Raw genomic sequence first — 16,432 nt, 5'->3', positions numbered from 1 at the left:
AGACTTCCTTACAAACCATAGCGACTAGGCCATATATCTTCAGGCTCAACATTAAGAGCCTTGGCTATTATCTTTTCAGCCTTGGGATATGGACGATACAAAGCATTGCGCAAACCGTTACGGGAATAATTGTTTGCCTCAGCCAGTGCTGATAAATTAGTACCTTTTTCTTTTAGAGCAGCGCTTATGAAGGCTTTATGCCAATCTTTAAGCGCTTCTTTTTTAACTTCTTTTGTGTGCATTCGCTTACCTCTTTTAGTGACTGTATGCGACCAGTATAACCGTAAAGAGTTTAACTGTAAACAGTATAAATACACTTTACGGTTAGATTTTAGAGGAAACGCAACCCTATAGGAGTAAGTATTTGATAAATATAGAATTAAATTAACAGTAAAAAGTAAATTAAAAAGTTTATCTTTTTACTGTTTACGGTCTTTTAACTGTAAAGAGATTTACTACTGAGGAAGTATCATGAATAGAGTAGAAATTGGCGAACGCTTAAGGATTGCTAGAGAAGATTGTATGTATTCTAGACAGAAGGCTGCGAATTATGCTGATGTTGGCACTACAACCTTACAACAGTGGGAAACTGGTAGTAGAGAAGCCTCTATTGAGACCATAGGAAAGCTGGCAAGGGAATACGGTGTAACCCCTCAGTATTTAATATTCGGCGATGAAAATGATTCAAAGGTTGGCTCTTCAAAAGCGAACTATACTGTTGATAAACCCGACGACGAATACGACTACATCCCAGCCTATGACGTAGAAGTCAGCGCAGGCAATGGCGCAGTCTGTCTGGGCGAGGCGACGGCCACCAAGCACCTTGCATTTCGCAAGCAGTGGTTAAACGCTCGTGGCTTAAACGCCAAATCCCTTGCAGCCTTGTTTACCAAAGGCGACTCAATGACACCCACCATCCCAGAGAGTGCAGTGGTCGTGATTAACCGCGATCACACCACGCCACTGGATGGTAAGGTTTACGTCATTCGCATAGAGGACAGGCATTATGTAAAGCGCATACAGTGGCTCATTGGCGGCGGTCTCAGGCTCATCAGCGACAACAAGTTCTATGATCCGTTAGACATCACAAAGGCTGATATGGAAGCCACAAACATCGAAGTCTGCGGTCAAGTCATCCACGCAAGCTATGATCTGCCTGATTAATTTCTGGTACCCTCATTGATGACGGTACCAGACTTGTAGTGCTATACTCGACCAAAATTGACTCAAAAGGAAAACGCGATGATCGTAACAGTGGTTAAGGTGGGGGATGGTTGGCATTCAAGGGATTGTGAAGTATTTGAAACCACTGCTGACGTCTTTTTACGCATTAAACAATGGCTTAAAGCGCGTATTTCAGCAGAACGCAACGCAGACCTAACCTATATACAGCGGGCTATCCATTCAGCAACAGATGCAGACGACAGCTCAATGCTAAAAGAACGCCTCGTCAAGAAAGACCAAGAGTATAATACAGCGCTCGAAAGCCTTAACGACCATACCTTTGGCGTTGGCAGTGATTACGCCTTCCATTACATCCACACCTACATCATTGAGCAAAAGCCCCTGCTATAGCACCAACCAGCGCCAAACGTCACCCACAAAAAAGAGCAACCATCACGGCTGCCCTTAATCAGTGATACTATACGAGATAATCATTACAGGGGATTAATATGCGAATATCATTAACCGATAAAGTTGAGGAGCGCCTTGAAGCTCAACGCCGCGAGGATAATACTTACAAGGATGGCGTCGCACCTTCATTCACTATCACTTCTTTCAGGTTCAGGCAGACGGGCGACCAACAGTGGCAATCACTGGGTGCTGACTGGGTAGATATCCTCAAACCCTCTATGCACATCCAAACCGCTGTGAGCCAAATCTTCTATCCGCAGTAATCATCACCCATAAAAAAGGGCAACCATCACGGCTGCCCTTAATCATTCTTTAAACATCGTTTAAACGCCTATCAAATTCTAATCACTTATGCACAATTAAACACCGCAATCATATCAATATCTCTCATTCCTGCTCAAAATCTATTCGTGCATAACCAGCGCCGCTAAATATGCTTAACCCTTGATATCATTAGCCTAGTGATAGATAATGTCTTCTCTTTCTTCACACTAACACTATGCACAACTAATCACTGCCCCACAATATTTAAAACAATAGTAACTAAAATATGAGCATTGAAAACATAGATATCGAAAGTGACACCGCCAATCAAATCGCTAACCCAATAGAAATTATCTATGAAGATGAATTTCTGGTGGCGATTAATAAAGAGGCGGGTCTATTGGTGCATCGCAGTTGGCTGGATAAAGGCGAGACCCGCTTTGCCATGCAACTCACCCGTGATGCGGTAGGTTGCCATGTATTTCCGGTACATAGGTTAGACAAGCCGACATCAGGCGTATTGTTGTTCGCCAAGAGCTCAGCTGTGGCGCGCAGTCTTACCGAGGCTTTTACTGCGCATAAGGTTTCCAAGCAATACTTAGCCGTAGTGCGTGGCTTTATGCCAGAGCAGGGCACCGTTGATTATGCATTAAGTTTTAAGCCCGATGCCATTGCCGATAAGTTTGCCAACTTGGACAAGCCCGCTCAAGAGGCGGTGACCCATTGGCAGAGTTTGGCTCAAATTGAGCTGCCATTTGCGGTGTCAAAAAAGCATGAAACTAGCCGCTATAGTCTAATGCGCTTAACCCCCGAGACCGGTCGCAAGCATCAGCTGCGTCGGCACATGAGACATCTATTCCATCACATAGTGGGCGATACCAGCCACGGCGACGGACGGCACAATCGATTTTTTCGTACTCAGTACGACTGCGCACGTATGCTGCTACATGCCCAGACTTTAGCGCTCAGCCATCCGGTCACTGGTGAGCCATTATTGCTAAAAGCGGGATTAGACGATCAATGGATGAGTATCATGGAAGCGTTTTCTTGGGTAGAGAGCGCTGAAGTTTGAGCCGCGTAAAGTTTAGGTTCTGTCTTATAAAATCATTTCAAAATAGTCGAAATACTGGTATGGAGTTTAGCCATGTTAATTTTTCATTTAACATCGTCATTGCCAATAATTAAGACGGCAGTGATTTCTACTTTATTAATCGGTACTGTCCAACTAATGACAGGCTGTGACTCACAGTCCTCATCTTCGAATAATGACGCCATTGTACAAACGAATACTGCACAAACGAATACTGTAGATAAAGACATGGCTAAGAATGATGAGATGTCTGTCAATCCATCGCCTACAGATACGAGTGCTATGGATAAAGCACAAACTAACGAAGCAGCAGATATAGCTGATGAGCAAACCGTCAGCCCGTCAGGGTATCAGAAGTTAAGCTTTGGTCAGGTTATTACCCCTGAGCTGCTAAGTAGCCTAGGCATGACCAAAGCAAAGAGCGATAACGAACAGTGCTACTACGTCAGTAATCCAAAATTGAGCTATATCGATAAAGAGTACGGTGAACGTGCTGCTGTGCTATATCAAATCATAGATGGTAAAGTTGCTCTGATTAGTATTCAGGATCCAAGCATATCGTTTTATAAAGACATCAACGTTGGCGATTCAGCTACAGCGGTTATGAAAGTGCATGATGACGAGCTCACTTACGATGTCGATAAATATGCGGTTGATGGTAATTACTATAGCTTGATTGCTAATGTTAATTTCAAGGTAATAAAAGAAAGCCCACTTGGAGAATCATTAAAAGACGAAAATATTGAACTCAATAATAAACAGGACAAGCTGCCTCTACAAATTGAATATCATATCAAGGGCGGTCAAAAACTGAGTGATTCTACAATTAAGGCGACTGAGTGGACAGCAGACCATAAAAACCTATTAAAAGGTGAGGTAGAAAGCATCGATATCGGTATACCAAAAGCGATTTATTTGGTCGAAGGCTGCTCTTAAAAGTTGAATGTAAAAACCCAGCATCTAGCTGGGTTTTTTACGAAAGGCTATTTTCTATAAAGTTGCTTTGTGATTCATGCTTAATCAATGAGTTATCGCACTATCTAAAATCGTATAGGCTGCTTTGACCCTATCTGCATTTGGATAGTTTTTATTTGCCAAAATGACAATGCCTGATTTTTTGGCAGGAATATAAGCGATATAGCCACCAAACCCATTAGTAGCGCCTGTTTTGTTGACCCAGACGTTATTTAAGACAGCCGTTGGATGATTGTCTGTTTTAATGGCTTTAGGCTTTAGTACCACGTCCATCGAATTACCTTCGAGTAAGGTATCTAGCTGAGTAGGATAAGAGTACATCTCCCATCCTAACCCTTGGGTAAAAGTGCTCGCCTGATAGTAACCCTTTCTATTATTGTCTAACGCTTGCTGAATATTTTTATCCAGCGGTACTAGCCCCATATTCGCCGCCATAAAATGCGTCATATCTTTAATGGTGGATTTAATACCATAGGCTTCGGCGTCTAACATGCCAGGATTGACTCGGATAGCATCGCCAGCAGCGTTATAACCAAATGCATAATCAGCCATCTTGTCACTAGGTATATTGATAAAGGTATTGGGCATATTGAGTGATGGCAGTATTTTTTCTTCCATCAACTGTGTGTAATCAGCGTCCATGCTCAATGCAGATATATAACCAAACAGACCGATACTGGCATTGGAATATAAACGCTTTGAGTTGATAGGGAATACAGGCTGCCAAGATTTATAATAACGAAGCAACTCTTTATTGTTTTTGACGTCATCAGGTACTTGTAGCGGTAGACCACCAGCTGAATAGGTGGCTAGGTTTATAAGCTTGGTGTTGCCAATGGCGCTGTTTTTTAGGTAAGGAATATATTTGTCAGCGGTATCTTCTAATTTAAGTGTGCCATTTAATTCTGAATAACTGGCTAAGGTAGCAGCAAACGTTTTACTAATTGAGCCTAGCTCAAAAATAGTGTTTTCTGAGACAGGTATTTTGGCTTTCTTATCAGCCAAACCATAATGATAGAAGTGTGATTTACCATCAACAATAATACCAAAAGCCATTCCTGAAATATTATGCTCATTCATTAGTAATTTGGCTTGTTGATCAACTGTGCTCTTTAGATGGTCATTGTTATCTGCTGCTTGTACGGTTCCAGATAGTAATGATGTTGCCACTAAAGCGGTAAATCCCACTTGATTTAACAGGGTTTGAACGGATTTTTTCATTATAGGGCTTCTTGTTTATTCTAATAGATGTATTAATAATTTAATGCGTATGCAAATAGCTATTTGCTTTCAGTTAGGGTATGCCGTTTTGCATTATCTCAGAATGCTGAATCCCCGACAATCTTGGCGATACCGTACCGTTGATTGGATCTTTTAAGGTATACCCAGTGAAACCAGTGATTTCACCTTTTAAACCTATTTACAAACCACTCAAAATAGACTGCTATAATGGAAACTACTATAATAGACCATGAGAATGGTTATCTTTATAAAAAATTACTGAAGGCAAGTGATCAAAACCCGTTTGGTCGCTTAAGACCAATAAATTTTAGAACACCGTAAGGAATGTTATGCCCCAGTACAATACTACCTCCACCGCCAAAAAAGCCCCTTTAAACCATGAGCTGTATATGACGGTGCTAATGACCCCTGATATGGCAAATTTCATCGGAAATGTACACGGTGGTGATTTACTCAAAATGCTTGATCAGGTCGCTTATGCCTGTGCCAGTCGCTATAGCGGCAACTATGTGGTGACGCTATCGGTTGATCAGGTGATGTTCCGAGAGCCAATCTATGTGGGTGAGCTGGTGACCTTTGCCGCGAGCGTCAACTACGTGGGTAGAACGTCGATGGAAGTGGGCATACGTGTCGAAGCAGAAGATGTGCGGGCGCGTACAGTTCGTCATACCAATAGCTGCTATTTTACGATGGTCGCCATCGATGACAATGGCAAGCCAACTCCTGCGCCGCCCCTTGATATCAAAAATTTGATGCAGCAGTGTCGTTTTGATGCAGGCTTAGAACGTAAGAACCTACGTATGCAAAGCTCACACCGTCCTAGCTGTGATATTGAGAATATGATTGGTGAGCTAGCCAGTAGTCGTGACAATCAAGCTAAGTAACATGACACAGTAGCCAAGGGTTTCCAGCTTAGTGGTTAAATATTCGCTATTTTACTGAGACTATCATGAGTTTGAAGCCATCAAAAACCAATTCAAATATTCCTACTCCTAATCAGTCAGTACGCCGCAATAGTCGTGCTCGAGGTGCTGGTACGCTCATTAACGACGCCACTTCTGATGGTAATTCTCGTTCCGGCTTTGATGGTTCTAAGTCAGCAACCAACAAAGAAGAACATTCTGCCTCATTGACGACGGTTTTGATTGCCGTCGGGGCCAACCTCATCATTGCTATTGCCAAAACTGTAGCAGCGTTTATGACAGGTTCTGCTTCTATGATTGCAGAGTCAGCACACTCTTGGGCAGATGCAGGTAACGGCACTTTATTAATTGTCGCCGAAAAAAAATCCGTCAAACCTGCTGATGAAAGTCATCCGCTTGGCTACGGTAAAGAGTCATACGTCTGGTCGATGATTGCGGCATTTGGCGTCTTTATGGCGGGTTCCATTGTGTCCATTTATACTGGTATCACCGAGTGGAATGCGGCTGAGAGCGAGACCGACTATACCATTGGTTTTATTATATTAGCAGTCGCCTTTGTGCTAGAAGGCTTTTCGTTGGTGCAGGCGTACCTGCAAAGTAAAAAACATGGTGAAGCGATTAATGTCAGCGCTATTGGTTATGTGGTCGATACGTCGAACCCCACTTTACGCGGTGTATTTTTTGAAGATTTAGCGGCTGTAGTTGGCTTGGTTATCGCTGCGGCTGCGATGGGTATGCATGCTTATACTGGGCAGCCATTTTGGGATGCGCTAGGTTCTATCGTCGTCGGGCTATTATTAGGCGTGGTCGCTATCTTTTTGATCAGCCGTAATCGGGATTTTTTGATTGGCTACAAGGTGTCTGATAGGATGCATTCCTATGCGTTGAGCGAGCTGCTTAATCATGTAGATATTGATAGTGTTTCTTACTTACACCTAGAGTGGGTGGGACCCAAGAAAATATTTATGGTGGCGGCAGTAGACATCGCTGGCAATCAAAAAGAAAAAGAAATCGCGCAAAAATTTGAAGACATTGAAAACTTGTTTCGATGTAATCCTATCTTTCAAGAAGCTATTTTGACACTGTCTGTACCCAATGCCAAAACGTTATCTTTGCCGGAAAATTATTTAGCTAATGAACAAGATTTCGCATGACAGTCTAGATGACAATGCTATTAACAACTACTATGGCTAAATCTTGCCAAACTGCGTCAAATAGCTGGTCAATATCCTGATATTATCTGCGCTATTTTCCTTGTTTAGCTGCAATTTATCTCATTTTTATCACCATTTTCAAACTGAGGACACGCCCTGGTCATTCTAGGTTAGACTTTATCGTCGATGGATGCCTAGTTTGGTACGATTTTATCTATCAGCAGTCCTAATATTCGAATGTTCAATAGACTCCAGTTACTCTTAACTATATGGGTCTAATAACTATACGGGTCTAATTCGAAAAATTAGGCTAAGATAACAATGATAATTAGCAGTAAAAACTAGATACTAAAATAAGGTGATAATATGACATATATTTTGAAAAATACTTTGGTGTCCCTGATGTTTGGTTTAAGCGTCGCTACTATGCTGGCAGTACCGACGTTCTTTGCACAGGCTGCGGTACCTACTGACAAGTCAGTGAGAGAGTTAGTAAATGTCACACATTTGAATGAAACAATCAAACAGATGTCCTCGAAAGATAGTTTACAAAAAATAGTTAATGACTCTATGTTGTCTAGCCTTGTGACTAATGACATGAGTGCTGCCCAACGTCAAAAACTAATCAAAGTTTTTTCTAATTATAGTAGTAGTATATTTGATGATGAGTATATTGAAACTATCAATGAGGCACAAATTCAAGCTTACGTTAGTGCTGTAAAAAAGTATTTTACTCAAGAAGAAGTTGACGCTCAAATCGATTTTTACGAAAGCGACTTAGGGGCTAGCATAATAGAAAAACAGCCTATTATGATGCAAGAGTATGCGAAAGATGTCAGAGCTATTATGACACAGAATGTTTCAGCCGAGCTAAAGAAAGCTTTGCCCATTATGATAGAAGAACTAAAAGCCCTGAAATAGAAAATGATAGAATATGCGTGCATAAAAAAAGGTCACCCAATCAGGTGACCTTTTCTATTTTTACTTCATATAATACTTTGCACTTAATATAATAACGTTAATAATCAACTAAATTTGTAACGGTATTATTTCTTTGGCGCATTTGCACCGATGAACCATGCATCTTTATCAATAATACGGCTGGCTTCTGTAAATAAATCAGCTGTGTCTTCGTCGCCTGCATCACCAGCAGTAGCGATCGCTTCTCTCAAAGCTTCCGCGACTTTCTTGTAGCGGCTCGTCAGCTCGCGAACATGCTGATCTACTTCGGTAATGTCAGTAGGGTAATCGTCTAAAATAGATTCTTTTACCACGCGACTGGCTAAACCGTTTGGCTGACCACCTAAGATTACAATACGTTCTGCGATAGTATCTGATACTTCAAGGATACGATCTGATGTGTCATCTAGTAACTGATGCACACCGATAAAGCCAGTACCTTGTAAATTCCAATGGCATTGTTTGCCATCTAAAGTTAAATCAATGACATTTGCTAAGTTAGCGTTTAACACATCGATCATTTTTTTGGCAGTTTCATCGGAAATTCCACTTGCGTAACGTTCTCTCATATCTTACTCCGTTATGTATTTTGTTTTATTGAATTAAATAGGTCACTTGTTTCTTATTTGGTTTTTGTATTAGTAGTGCTTGTTGATTCGTCATGAATAATAACAGCTTAAATCTGTGATTGAACCATTCAGTGTTAGGCTTTATGAGGTGGTCGTGTAAGGAGTTTGTTAACCATGAAAATCTTTGTAAATTTATTCAAGATTGTGTGAGTTTTTTATAACAATATAAGATTTATCACCTAATAAAAAATTGATTCTTTGATAAAAATATCTTTATACACTTGCATTTTGGGCTGTGAAATATCACTGTAATCATGAGATAGGCCTCGTCACTATCCGTTAAAAAGCCTTTAAAAACCGCTGCTCAGACCCCATATTGTTATAAACCTCAAGAAGAAGAAAGCCATTATGCGTATGCCCGAACCGCGCTCATCGCGTCAGTTAAACCAATTGGCCACTCAGCTCCAAGGCGAAGCTGAAATTAGTGGTGTTAATGCGTCAGGGACGCAAATATCGAGTCGTGCCTTTGAGATGGTCACCGATTTTGAACCAGCAGGGGATCAGCCACAAGCGATCAAAAAGCTGGTCAATGGTATTAATTCTGGTATGAATGAGCAGTTGTTATTGGGGGTGACGGGTTCTGGTAAGACTTATACCATGGCCAAGGTTATCTCTGAGACTCAGCGTCCGACGATTATCATGGCGCACAACAAAACGCTTGCCGCTCAGCTGTATGGTGAATTTAAGTCGTTTTTCCCGAATAACGCGGTGGAGTACTTCGTCAGTTATTATGACTATTACCAACCTGAAGCTTATGTCGCAGCGAGTGATACCTTTATCGAAAAAGATAGCGCCATCAATGATCATATCGATCAGATGCGTCTGTCAGCGACGCGTGCTCTATTAGAGCGCCGTGATGCGATTATTGTAGCTTCTGTATCGTGTATCTATGGTTTGGGTGATCCTGAAAGTTATCTAAAAATGCTACTGCATGTCGTGGTCGGTGATCAGATAGATCGTACCGCTACCATTAAACGTTTGGTTGAAATGCAATACACACGCAACGAGCTAGATTTTGGACGTGGTACGTATCGCTTGCGTGGTGAGCTGCTTGATATTTATCCTGCTGAATCTGAGCAGTTGGCTGTACGTGTGCACTTGTTTGACAACGAAGTAGAAAAAATTACTTGGTTTGATCCATTGACGGGTAAGACGGTACGTAGCGTGCCGCGTATAACCATTTATCCAAAATCGCACTATGTGACGCCGCGCAATAAACTAGAAGCTGCCAGTCATACGATTCGCGCGGAGCTAGAGCCGCGTTTAGAATACTTCCGTGATAACAATAAGCTGATAGAAGCGCAACGTCTCAAAGAGCGTACCCAATATGACCTTGAGATGATACAGCAGCTTGGCTACTGTAATGGCATCGAAAATTATTCGCAGCATCTCTCTGGCCGTCCATCAGGGGAAGCGCCGCCGACGTTGTTTGATTATATTCCAGAAGATGCACTGCTGTTCCTTGATGAGTCACACGTGACCGTCTCGCAAATTGGCGCGATGTATAAAGGCGATAGATCACGTAAAGAAAACCTCGTGAATTATGGTTTCCGTTTACCAAGCGCAATGAACAACCGCCCGATGAAGTTTGAAGAGTGGGAGCGTATCAAGCCTAAGACCATTTACGTTAGCGCCACACCAGCATTATATGAGCTTGAGCACAGCGAGCAAGTCGTTGAGCAAGTCGTCCGTCCAACTGGGCTGATTGATCCTGAGATTGAGATACGTCCCGTATTGACGCAGGTCGATGATGTGTTATCAGAGATTACTAAGCGCCGAGAAAAAGATGAGCGCGTATTAATTACCACATTGACCAAACGTATGTCAGAGGATTTGACCAGTTATCTAAAAGAATATGATGTCAAAGTAGCGTATTTGCATTCGGACATCGATACCGTCGAGCGTATGCAGATCATTCATGAGTTGCGGACTGGCGTGCATGATGTGTTGGTCGGCATTAATCTATTGCGTGAAGGGTTAGACATGCCCGAGGTATCACTGGTGGCGATATTTGATGCCGATAAAGAAGGCTTTTTGCGTTCTGAGCGTGCGCTTATTCAGACCATTGGTCGTGCTGCGCGTCATATCAATGGTAAGGCTATCCTTTATGCTGATCGCATTACCAACAGTATGCAAAAGGCGATAGACGAGACCGACCGTCGCCGTGAAAAACAAGTGGCATTTAACCTTGAGCACAACATCACCCCAAAAGGGGCACGTCGCAGTATCACCGATAAAATCGATACGGGTGACGATCAGAATGCCAATGACAATCAAGTGATTCCTATCAAGAGCAATCTGCCTGATGTTGATATCAGTATCTTACGCAGTCCTGATTTGCTGGCCAAAGAAATCAATCGTCTTGAAAAGCTTATGAAGCAGATGTCTCGTGACTTGAAATTTGAAGATGCGGCGAAAACGCGTGATAAGGTGCTTGAGTTAAAGGCGCATTTAATCTAGCGTTCAACTTGAACGTGATTGAATGATGTGTGTTGAATAGCGTATGTTTGACAAAAAGGTGAGTTGCAAGTAGGGCAGCTCACCTTTTTTATGGTTTTTTAGAGCTGCGAAAAGATGGTTTTTATCTATTGCTATTAATAACTAAAATTTGGTTGTAACAAAACTTGTGTTTATACCAAATGCCCCTTAATATGATATCAATGAGCAATATGAACTTATAACAACGGACGTTGAGGCACATAATCCATCATGCAAAATAAAAAATTCTTAGAATTAAATGCGAATGAAAACTCACTAGGCATGTCAGCTTCTGCCAAACAAGCCATTATAGAGTCTTTAGGTGAGGGCTTTCGTTATCCAGATAATCCACGCGCTGCGCTCATTAGCAAAATTGCCACCATCCATGGTGTGGCAGAAAACCAAATCTCATTAGGCAATGGCTCGACTGAAAATATGCGAGCGGTCATACAAATGCTGCAACACAAAGCCTTAAAAGAAGGTAAAGCATTCCAGATGGTCATTCCGGTGCCAACGTTTGATTGTGCAGAGATGTATGCAAAATCGATTGGTGCAGACGTAGTCAAAATACCATTAACAGCCAACAATTATGACTTAGATCTGAAAAACCTACAAAAAGCTGCCGATGAGTTTGACGGTATTAGCTTGCTTTATCTTTGCAATCCTAATAACCCAACAGGGACGATCACCTCAACGGCAGCCCTCAAAACATGGGTAAGTAATGCACCAGATAACCATTACTTTTTATTAGATCAAGCTTACTTGGAGTACGTGTCAGATCCAAGCTTTGAGAGTGGGATTGAGTGGTTAAAACAAGGGTTATCAGACAATCTTGTTGTTATCCATACTTTCTCAAAGTTATGTGCCTTAGCCGGTATGCGAGTGGGCTACGCGATTTCTAACCCGCAAGCTATTGAGACTGTCGAAGCATTTATGTCTATGGACAATACCAACTTGTCAGGTGCGGTTGCTGCTATTGCGACGTTAAATGATGCCAAGTTTTTAGAGCTAAGTTTGCGCAATACCAATCAATCACGTCAAATGATCGAAACAGTGTTAGACGATCTGGGGCTGCGCTATTTACCCTCACAGACCAACTTTATTTTTCATGAAATAAAAGGCGATTTAAAAACTTATATCGATAGAATGCGAGACAATGGCATTAAGGTTGGGCGCGAGTTTCCACCTGTCACAGGCTTCAATCGCTTGACGCTTGGCACGCCTGATGAGATGGAAGTATTTATCAAAGTGCTAAAAACATTTCGTGAAAAAGGTTGGGTTTAGCGCCTGTATTGAAAGATTGGTAAGTTTCAAACTAGCTGAGTTTGAAAGACGGTATTATGAGAATTTAACTTTGTCAGGCATTGCAGCCTGACTCAAGTAAATCTGTCTCCGATATACTTGGGGTGGTTCAAGAAAAATAAGCTCTGAAATTAGAAGGGACAGTCAATCGGCTCTTCATTAGCTAAAAAAGCCATTTGGTAGTTATAGGTATCATTAACGCATATCTCTGTTTCGTTAACAGTTTCAAACTGATCTGCGATCATATATATAGAATGGCTAAAGTCTATAACCTGTTGGGGCGAGCGCAAATCTGTGGCCAAGTTATCAGCAGTAAAGTGAATTTTAGCGATATTGTCCTCAATTTTGACTATGGAGCTATTATTGCCAAAATTACTTGACTCAAATCCTAGCTTTTGTTCTTCTGGCGTTAAGCCGTTCAAATATTCTTGGATGCTGTTTTTGAGTGGCGATGCTTTATCTACATATCGAATAACATAGCTTGATTTATCTAAGTTTGAATTCTCAAAATAAACTTTTACAGCTAGTTTATTTTTGACTGATTTCTTATTCATTGTATCAAGATATTTTTTATAGTTTTCAACATGAGTTTTACCACTAATAGGTTCACGCAAATCTAAATGACGAGGCTCTAAATCAACTCCTCCTTCATCTTTGAAAGGAAATAGGAAGTATTGATCACAATCCTTTTCGTAACATCCAAAGCTGAATTTAGAGCCATTATTACATTCTGCATGACCGTAAGCTCCAGCATTTAAGGTAACATTACAAATGCTTTTATCTACTTCAATATCTTCAAATGTCATTTCGCAGGTTGTAATAGAATTCATGACGTAAATGTTTCGAGGTGACTCTTTGGTGAGCATTGGAATCAAATGTTTGATATCATCCTTAGCTAATGACCACAAGATACCCTTTTCAGGTATATCGTTCTTAATTGTAGTATCTGAGTCAACGCATAAGGTTTGGTAAACTTCTGTGTCCTCCTGACATGCAGGTAAACACAGAGTGATTAATAATGCACTTACAGTCTTATAAATATTCTTTGATAAGTTCATGGACTGTTTTTCTTTTATTTTTAATTTAGTAAGAATTTTGGTTGATTCAGTATATCAATGCACTGCAAGTAGTTTAAAAATATATTTAATAAAGAATTAACTATAGCTGCCTTATTGAGCTGTGCTAATATTCGAAAAAGATTTAACAGTTTAGATTCCTAAAATGTTTCCTGAATTGTTCACTTTATAATTTTTAGATTTGTCATTAAAATTAATTTCTATATTTTTATAATTTTCGCTAATAGAAAATCTTCTATCAGAATTATCAGCTGAACCTATCTTTCCGATCAATAGTTTATCAATTATTTTTTTATTATAAGTAACTATCGTATATTCTTCAACATCTGTCATATTTCTAGCTAAAATATAGACTTCTATGTCATTTATATTTGGAAGTTTTAATATAGTGTCTGTATATTTGATATCAGTGTAGCCTTGCTTTAAATTAATAGGCAAAACCTTAATATCATAAGTTGGAAACCTATTTTTACAAAAAGTATTATTATTTTCCATATTGCAATTTGTGTAACTATTAAGCGTTAACGGAAGTTTTGTTTCTTTGATTACCTTATTTTCGTCCGAATTGGATGCTTCCATTTTAATATAACTAACTTCTTTATCTACTTCCTCTATGAGTTTTGAATATTTCTTTTTATCTTCATTATTAACTATTGTCTTTCCACTAATTGCTTGAGGCTGTGAGATATCAAAGTTACATCCTACAATAAATAAAGAAAATGACATTATTATAAGGTATAGGCTCTTCATATCAACATTTATCCTTTTTTGAGATTATAATATAGCAAAGCTCACTTAAAAGTGTTGTAAGCTAATGATCAAACTTAATTATTATTATAAAGACCATGACTTACTCACTAGATTTTCGTAAACAAGTTCTTAAAAGTATAGATGACGGCATGACCTTTGCTGAAGCTGCTATTTTCTATAATCTCAGCCCAACCACCATACAAAACTGGAAGAGACTTGTTCATAGCAGAACGACTAGGCAAACCAAACCCTATAAAATACTAGATGACGTGCTACTTAATGATGTCAAAGAACATCCTGATGATTACCAGTATGAGCGAGCACGTCGTTTAAACTGTAGTAAAACAGGCATTTATCATGCCTTAAAGCGCCTTGGTATCAGTCAAAAAAAAGACCTTGGAAGATCCAAAAGCGTGTCTGATAAAAAGAGCGAAGTATCAGAGTAAGCTTAATAGCTTTACGCAGCAAGGCTACCCCATTGTGTACATGGATGAAAGTGGCTTTGAGGCTGAAACTATTCGTCCTTATGGCTATGCACCGATAGGCAAACCTTGTATTGATAGCTACAACTGGCAAGCAAAAAAACGAACCAACGTCATTGGTGCTCTGTATGAAAAGATGTTGTTTGCACTGAATTACTTTGAACAGAACATTAACAGCAATATATTTTATGATTGGTGCAAGTTCACACTTATTCCAAGCCTTAAAACCAAATGCGTGATCGTCATGGATAATGCCAAGTTTCATAAAAATAAACGCATTCAAAAGCTATTGAACAGGCATGGTTATCGTATTCTTTGGCTGCCGCCGTACAGCCCAGACTTGAACCCTATCGAAAAGAAATGGGCACAGGTGAAGTTTCTACGTCAAGGCTGGATGCAAAATGACTTATCTAAATTGTTTTATGATATTTGTCTTGGCCATAACAGTTTTATTTTGAACTGACTAGAGTTAATTATAAGAAAATATAACTTACTCTAAATAATAATCGCATTCTCTATGTTCTTTCACCAGCTGATTATTTTTTTTATAACGATAGTCACAATCTACTAGTTGAAATTGAGTATTATCATTCTCTAAATCTAACTTAAACTTGTATGTTAGAATTTTTTCTTCACTAAAATTAAATTGAGAATTTTTTAATCTGGGTAAATTATTAAAACTTATTGTATAAATTCCATTTTTTACTTTTACTTCATCTAAATACACTTCATCTCTTTCGTAATCATTTTTTTTCGTAACTCCAGTACGCTTGATATCTTGTCTGACACAACCTTCAGGAAAAAACTCCACAAATTTATTTACCTTTTTATTATAAATAAACAAACAAGAACTCCATGCATATTCTTCAGGACGAAAAGTAGAACCCTCACTTTCAATATGGAGTAATGAGATATTAGTGTCAGAATAACTTGAGCTTATGTGAATATATTCTTTGTTCTTAAAACTAACGTTAAGTTTCTTTTTATTTTTCCCTGATAAAAAATATACATCGAAGTTATTATTAAATACTTTTCTAAGTTCTTTTTGGTCTTCGTTAATTGTAGGGACTTGAGTAACTTTAATATTATCTGAATTGGTTACAATGGCAATTGGTTTAGAGTTTTTATTTAAAGGATCTTCTGAATGTATTTTAACTAATAGTTTCTTATTGTATTGACTAAGAGGATAGTCTATTGCACGAATAAAAATGTCATCAGTTACTTCAAGATTAACATTATCTGATAAAGGATCAATATCAAGTATATTGGTAACTTCATTGCTAACAGTCTTGTGAACATCATTGTATGATTGTGCTATAGAATTTTTATTCTGACTTTTATTCTGATTTATAAGATTACTTTCAGATTTTCTATCTGATAATTCTTCACTATTTTGCTTCGCTTCACCAAAACTACAAGCAGTGACGCTGAGGCAAATACTCATTGATAAAAAAAGTAATTTAATATTCATT

At 39.5% G+C, this 16,432-nt stretch carries 18 protein-coding genes; 12 read left to right on the top strand and 6 right to left on the bottom strand.

Annotation, left to right across the window (positions count from 1 at the left end; translation table 11 throughout):
- Window positions 1-8: 8 nt before the first annotated feature.
- On the bottom strand, window positions 9-242 hold the full coding sequence (locus tag ACMFL8_RS09735; RefSeq protein WP_413190822.1) for a helix-turn-helix domain-containing protein: 234 nt from the start codon (window positions 240-242) through the stop codon (window positions 9-11).
- 229 nt (window positions 243-471) lie between these two features.
- Between ACMFL8_RS09735 and ACMFL8_RS09730 the strand changes: the two genes are divergently transcribed.
- From ACMFL8_RS09730 to ACMFL8_RS09710, 5 genes are all read left to right on the top strand, one after another.
- Complete coding sequence (locus ACMFL8_RS09730; RefSeq protein ID WP_413190821.1) at window positions 472-1,164, top strand: XRE family transcriptional regulator; 693 nt, start codon at window positions 472-474, stop codon at window positions 1,162-1,164.
- A 78-nt stretch (window positions 1,165-1,242) separates the two neighbouring features.
- The gene (locus ACMFL8_RS09725) at window positions 1,243-1,575 is read left to right on the top strand and encodes a hypothetical protein (RefSeq protein ID WP_413190820.1); all 333 of its coding nucleotides are present in this window, start codon (window positions 1,243-1,245) and stop codon (window positions 1,573-1,575) included.
- Between the two features lie 98 nt (window positions 1,576-1,673).
- On the top strand, window positions 1,674-1,898 hold the full coding sequence (locus tag ACMFL8_RS09720) for a hypothetical protein (protein ID WP_413190819.1): 225 nt from the start codon (window positions 1,674-1,676) through the stop codon (window positions 1,896-1,898).
- A gap of 287 nt (window positions 1,899-2,185) precedes the next feature.
- Entirely contained in the window at window positions 2,186-2,971 is a 786-nt protein-coding gene (gene truC / locus ACMFL8_RS09715; protein WP_210541594.1) for a tRNA pseudouridine(65) synthase TruC, read from the top strand.
- Window positions 2,972-3,043: 72 nt separating this feature from the next.
- The gene (locus ACMFL8_RS09710) at window positions 3,044-3,925 is read left to right on the top strand and encodes a hypothetical protein (protein WP_413190818.1); all 882 of its coding nucleotides are present in this window, start codon (window positions 3,044-3,046) and stop codon (window positions 3,923-3,925) included.
- Between the two features lie 84 nt (window positions 3,926-4,009).
- Here ACMFL8_RS09710 and ampC read toward each other — a convergent pair whose 3' ends face one another.
- A complete protein-coding gene (gene ampC, locus ACMFL8_RS09705; protein WP_413190817.1) occupies window positions 4,010-5,185 on the bottom strand; it encodes a class C beta-lactamase in 1,176 nt (391 codons plus the stop codon).
- Window positions 5,186-5,535: 350 nt separating this feature from the next.
- Between ampC and ACMFL8_RS09700 the strand changes: the two genes are divergently transcribed.
- From ACMFL8_RS09700 to ACMFL8_RS09690, 3 genes are all read left to right on the top strand, one after another.
- Complete coding sequence (locus tag ACMFL8_RS09700) at window positions 5,536-6,090, top strand: acyl-CoA thioesterase (RefSeq protein WP_201590789.1); 555 nt, start codon at window positions 5,536-5,538, stop codon at window positions 6,088-6,090.
- Window positions 6,091-6,155: 65 nt separating this feature from the next.
- Window positions 6,156-7,283 carry a cation diffusion facilitator family transporter gene (locus ACMFL8_RS09695; protein WP_413190816.1) on the top strand — a complete coding sequence of 376 codons (1,128 nt, stop codon included), beginning with the start codon at window positions 6,156-6,158 and terminating at the stop codon, window positions 7,281-7,283.
- Window positions 7,284-7,649: 366 nt separating this feature from the next.
- On the top strand, window positions 7,650-8,204 hold the full coding sequence (locus ACMFL8_RS09690; RefSeq protein ID WP_413190815.1) for a DUF2059 domain-containing protein: 555 nt from the start codon (window positions 7,650-7,652) through the stop codon (window positions 8,202-8,204).
- A 125-nt stretch (window positions 8,205-8,329) separates the two neighbouring features.
- On the opposite strand, the gene dps is transcribed toward ACMFL8_RS09690, so the two are convergent.
- Window positions 8,330-8,812: a DNA starvation/stationary phase protection protein Dps gene (gene dps / locus ACMFL8_RS09685; RefSeq protein WP_010200004.1), complete on the bottom strand. Its 483-nt coding sequence runs from the start codon at window positions 8,810-8,812 to the stop codon at window positions 8,330-8,332.
- A 408-nt stretch (window positions 8,813-9,220) separates the two neighbouring features.
- Here dps and uvrB point away from each other — a divergent pair, with 408 nt between their 5' ends.
- Together uvrB and ACMFL8_RS09675 are read left to right on the top strand one after the other, a co-directional pair.
- On the top strand, window positions 9,221-11,332 hold the full coding sequence (gene uvrB / locus ACMFL8_RS09680) for an excinuclease ABC subunit UvrB (protein WP_194618974.1): 2,112 nt from the start codon (window positions 9,221-9,223) through the stop codon (window positions 11,330-11,332).
- Between the two features lie 249 nt (window positions 11,333-11,581).
- Window positions 11,582-12,634, top strand: coding sequence for a pyridoxal phosphate-dependent aminotransferase (locus ACMFL8_RS09675; protein ID WP_413190814.1), 1,053 nt, complete (start codon window positions 11,582-11,584; stop codon window positions 12,632-12,634).
- Window positions 12,635-12,783: 149 nt separating this feature from the next.
- Here the strand turns inward: ACMFL8_RS09675 and ACMFL8_RS09670 are convergent, their stop codons facing one another.
- Window positions 12,784-13,710, bottom strand: a complete 927-nt coding sequence (locus ACMFL8_RS09670; protein WP_413190813.1) for a hypothetical protein — start codon at window positions 13,708-13,710, stop codon at window positions 12,784-12,786.
- 150 nt (window positions 13,711-13,860) lie between these two features.
- Window positions 13,861-14,478: a hypothetical protein gene (locus ACMFL8_RS09665; protein ID WP_413190812.1), complete on the bottom strand. Its 618-nt coding sequence runs from the start codon at window positions 14,476-14,478 to the stop codon at window positions 13,861-13,863.
- 149 nt (window positions 14,479-14,627) lie between these two features.
- Here ACMFL8_RS09665 and ACMFL8_RS09660 point away from each other — a divergent pair, with 149 nt between their 5' ends.
- Window positions 14,628-14,924, top strand: coding sequence for an IS630 transposase-related protein (locus ACMFL8_RS09660; RefSeq protein ID WP_413191391.1), 297 nt, complete (start codon window positions 14,628-14,630; stop codon window positions 14,922-14,924).
- Window positions 14,851-15,423 (top strand): IS630 family transposase, encoded by a 573-nt coding sequence (locus ACMFL8_RS09655; RefSeq protein WP_413190811.1) that lies wholly within the window; start codon window positions 14,851-14,853, stop codon window positions 15,421-15,423. Before ACMFL8_RS09660 ends, ACMFL8_RS09655 begins: the two co-directional genes overlap by 74 nt.
- A gap of 27 nt (window positions 15,424-15,450) precedes the next feature.
- On the opposite strand, the gene ACMFL8_RS09650 is transcribed toward ACMFL8_RS09655, so the two are convergent.
- Window positions 15,451-16,431 (bottom strand): hypothetical protein, encoded by a 981-nt coding sequence (locus ACMFL8_RS09650; RefSeq protein WP_240215500.1) that lies wholly within the window; start codon window positions 16,429-16,431, stop codon window positions 15,451-15,453.
- Between the last annotated feature and the right edge of the window lies 1 nt (window position 16,432).

The organism is Psychrobacter sp. AT9 (assembly GCF_047272965.1).
Lineage (GTDB): Bacteria > Pseudomonadota > Gammaproteobacteria > Pseudomonadales > Moraxellaceae > Psychrobacter > Psychrobacter glaciei.
This window is presented reverse-complemented; position numbering and strand designations above follow the sequence as displayed.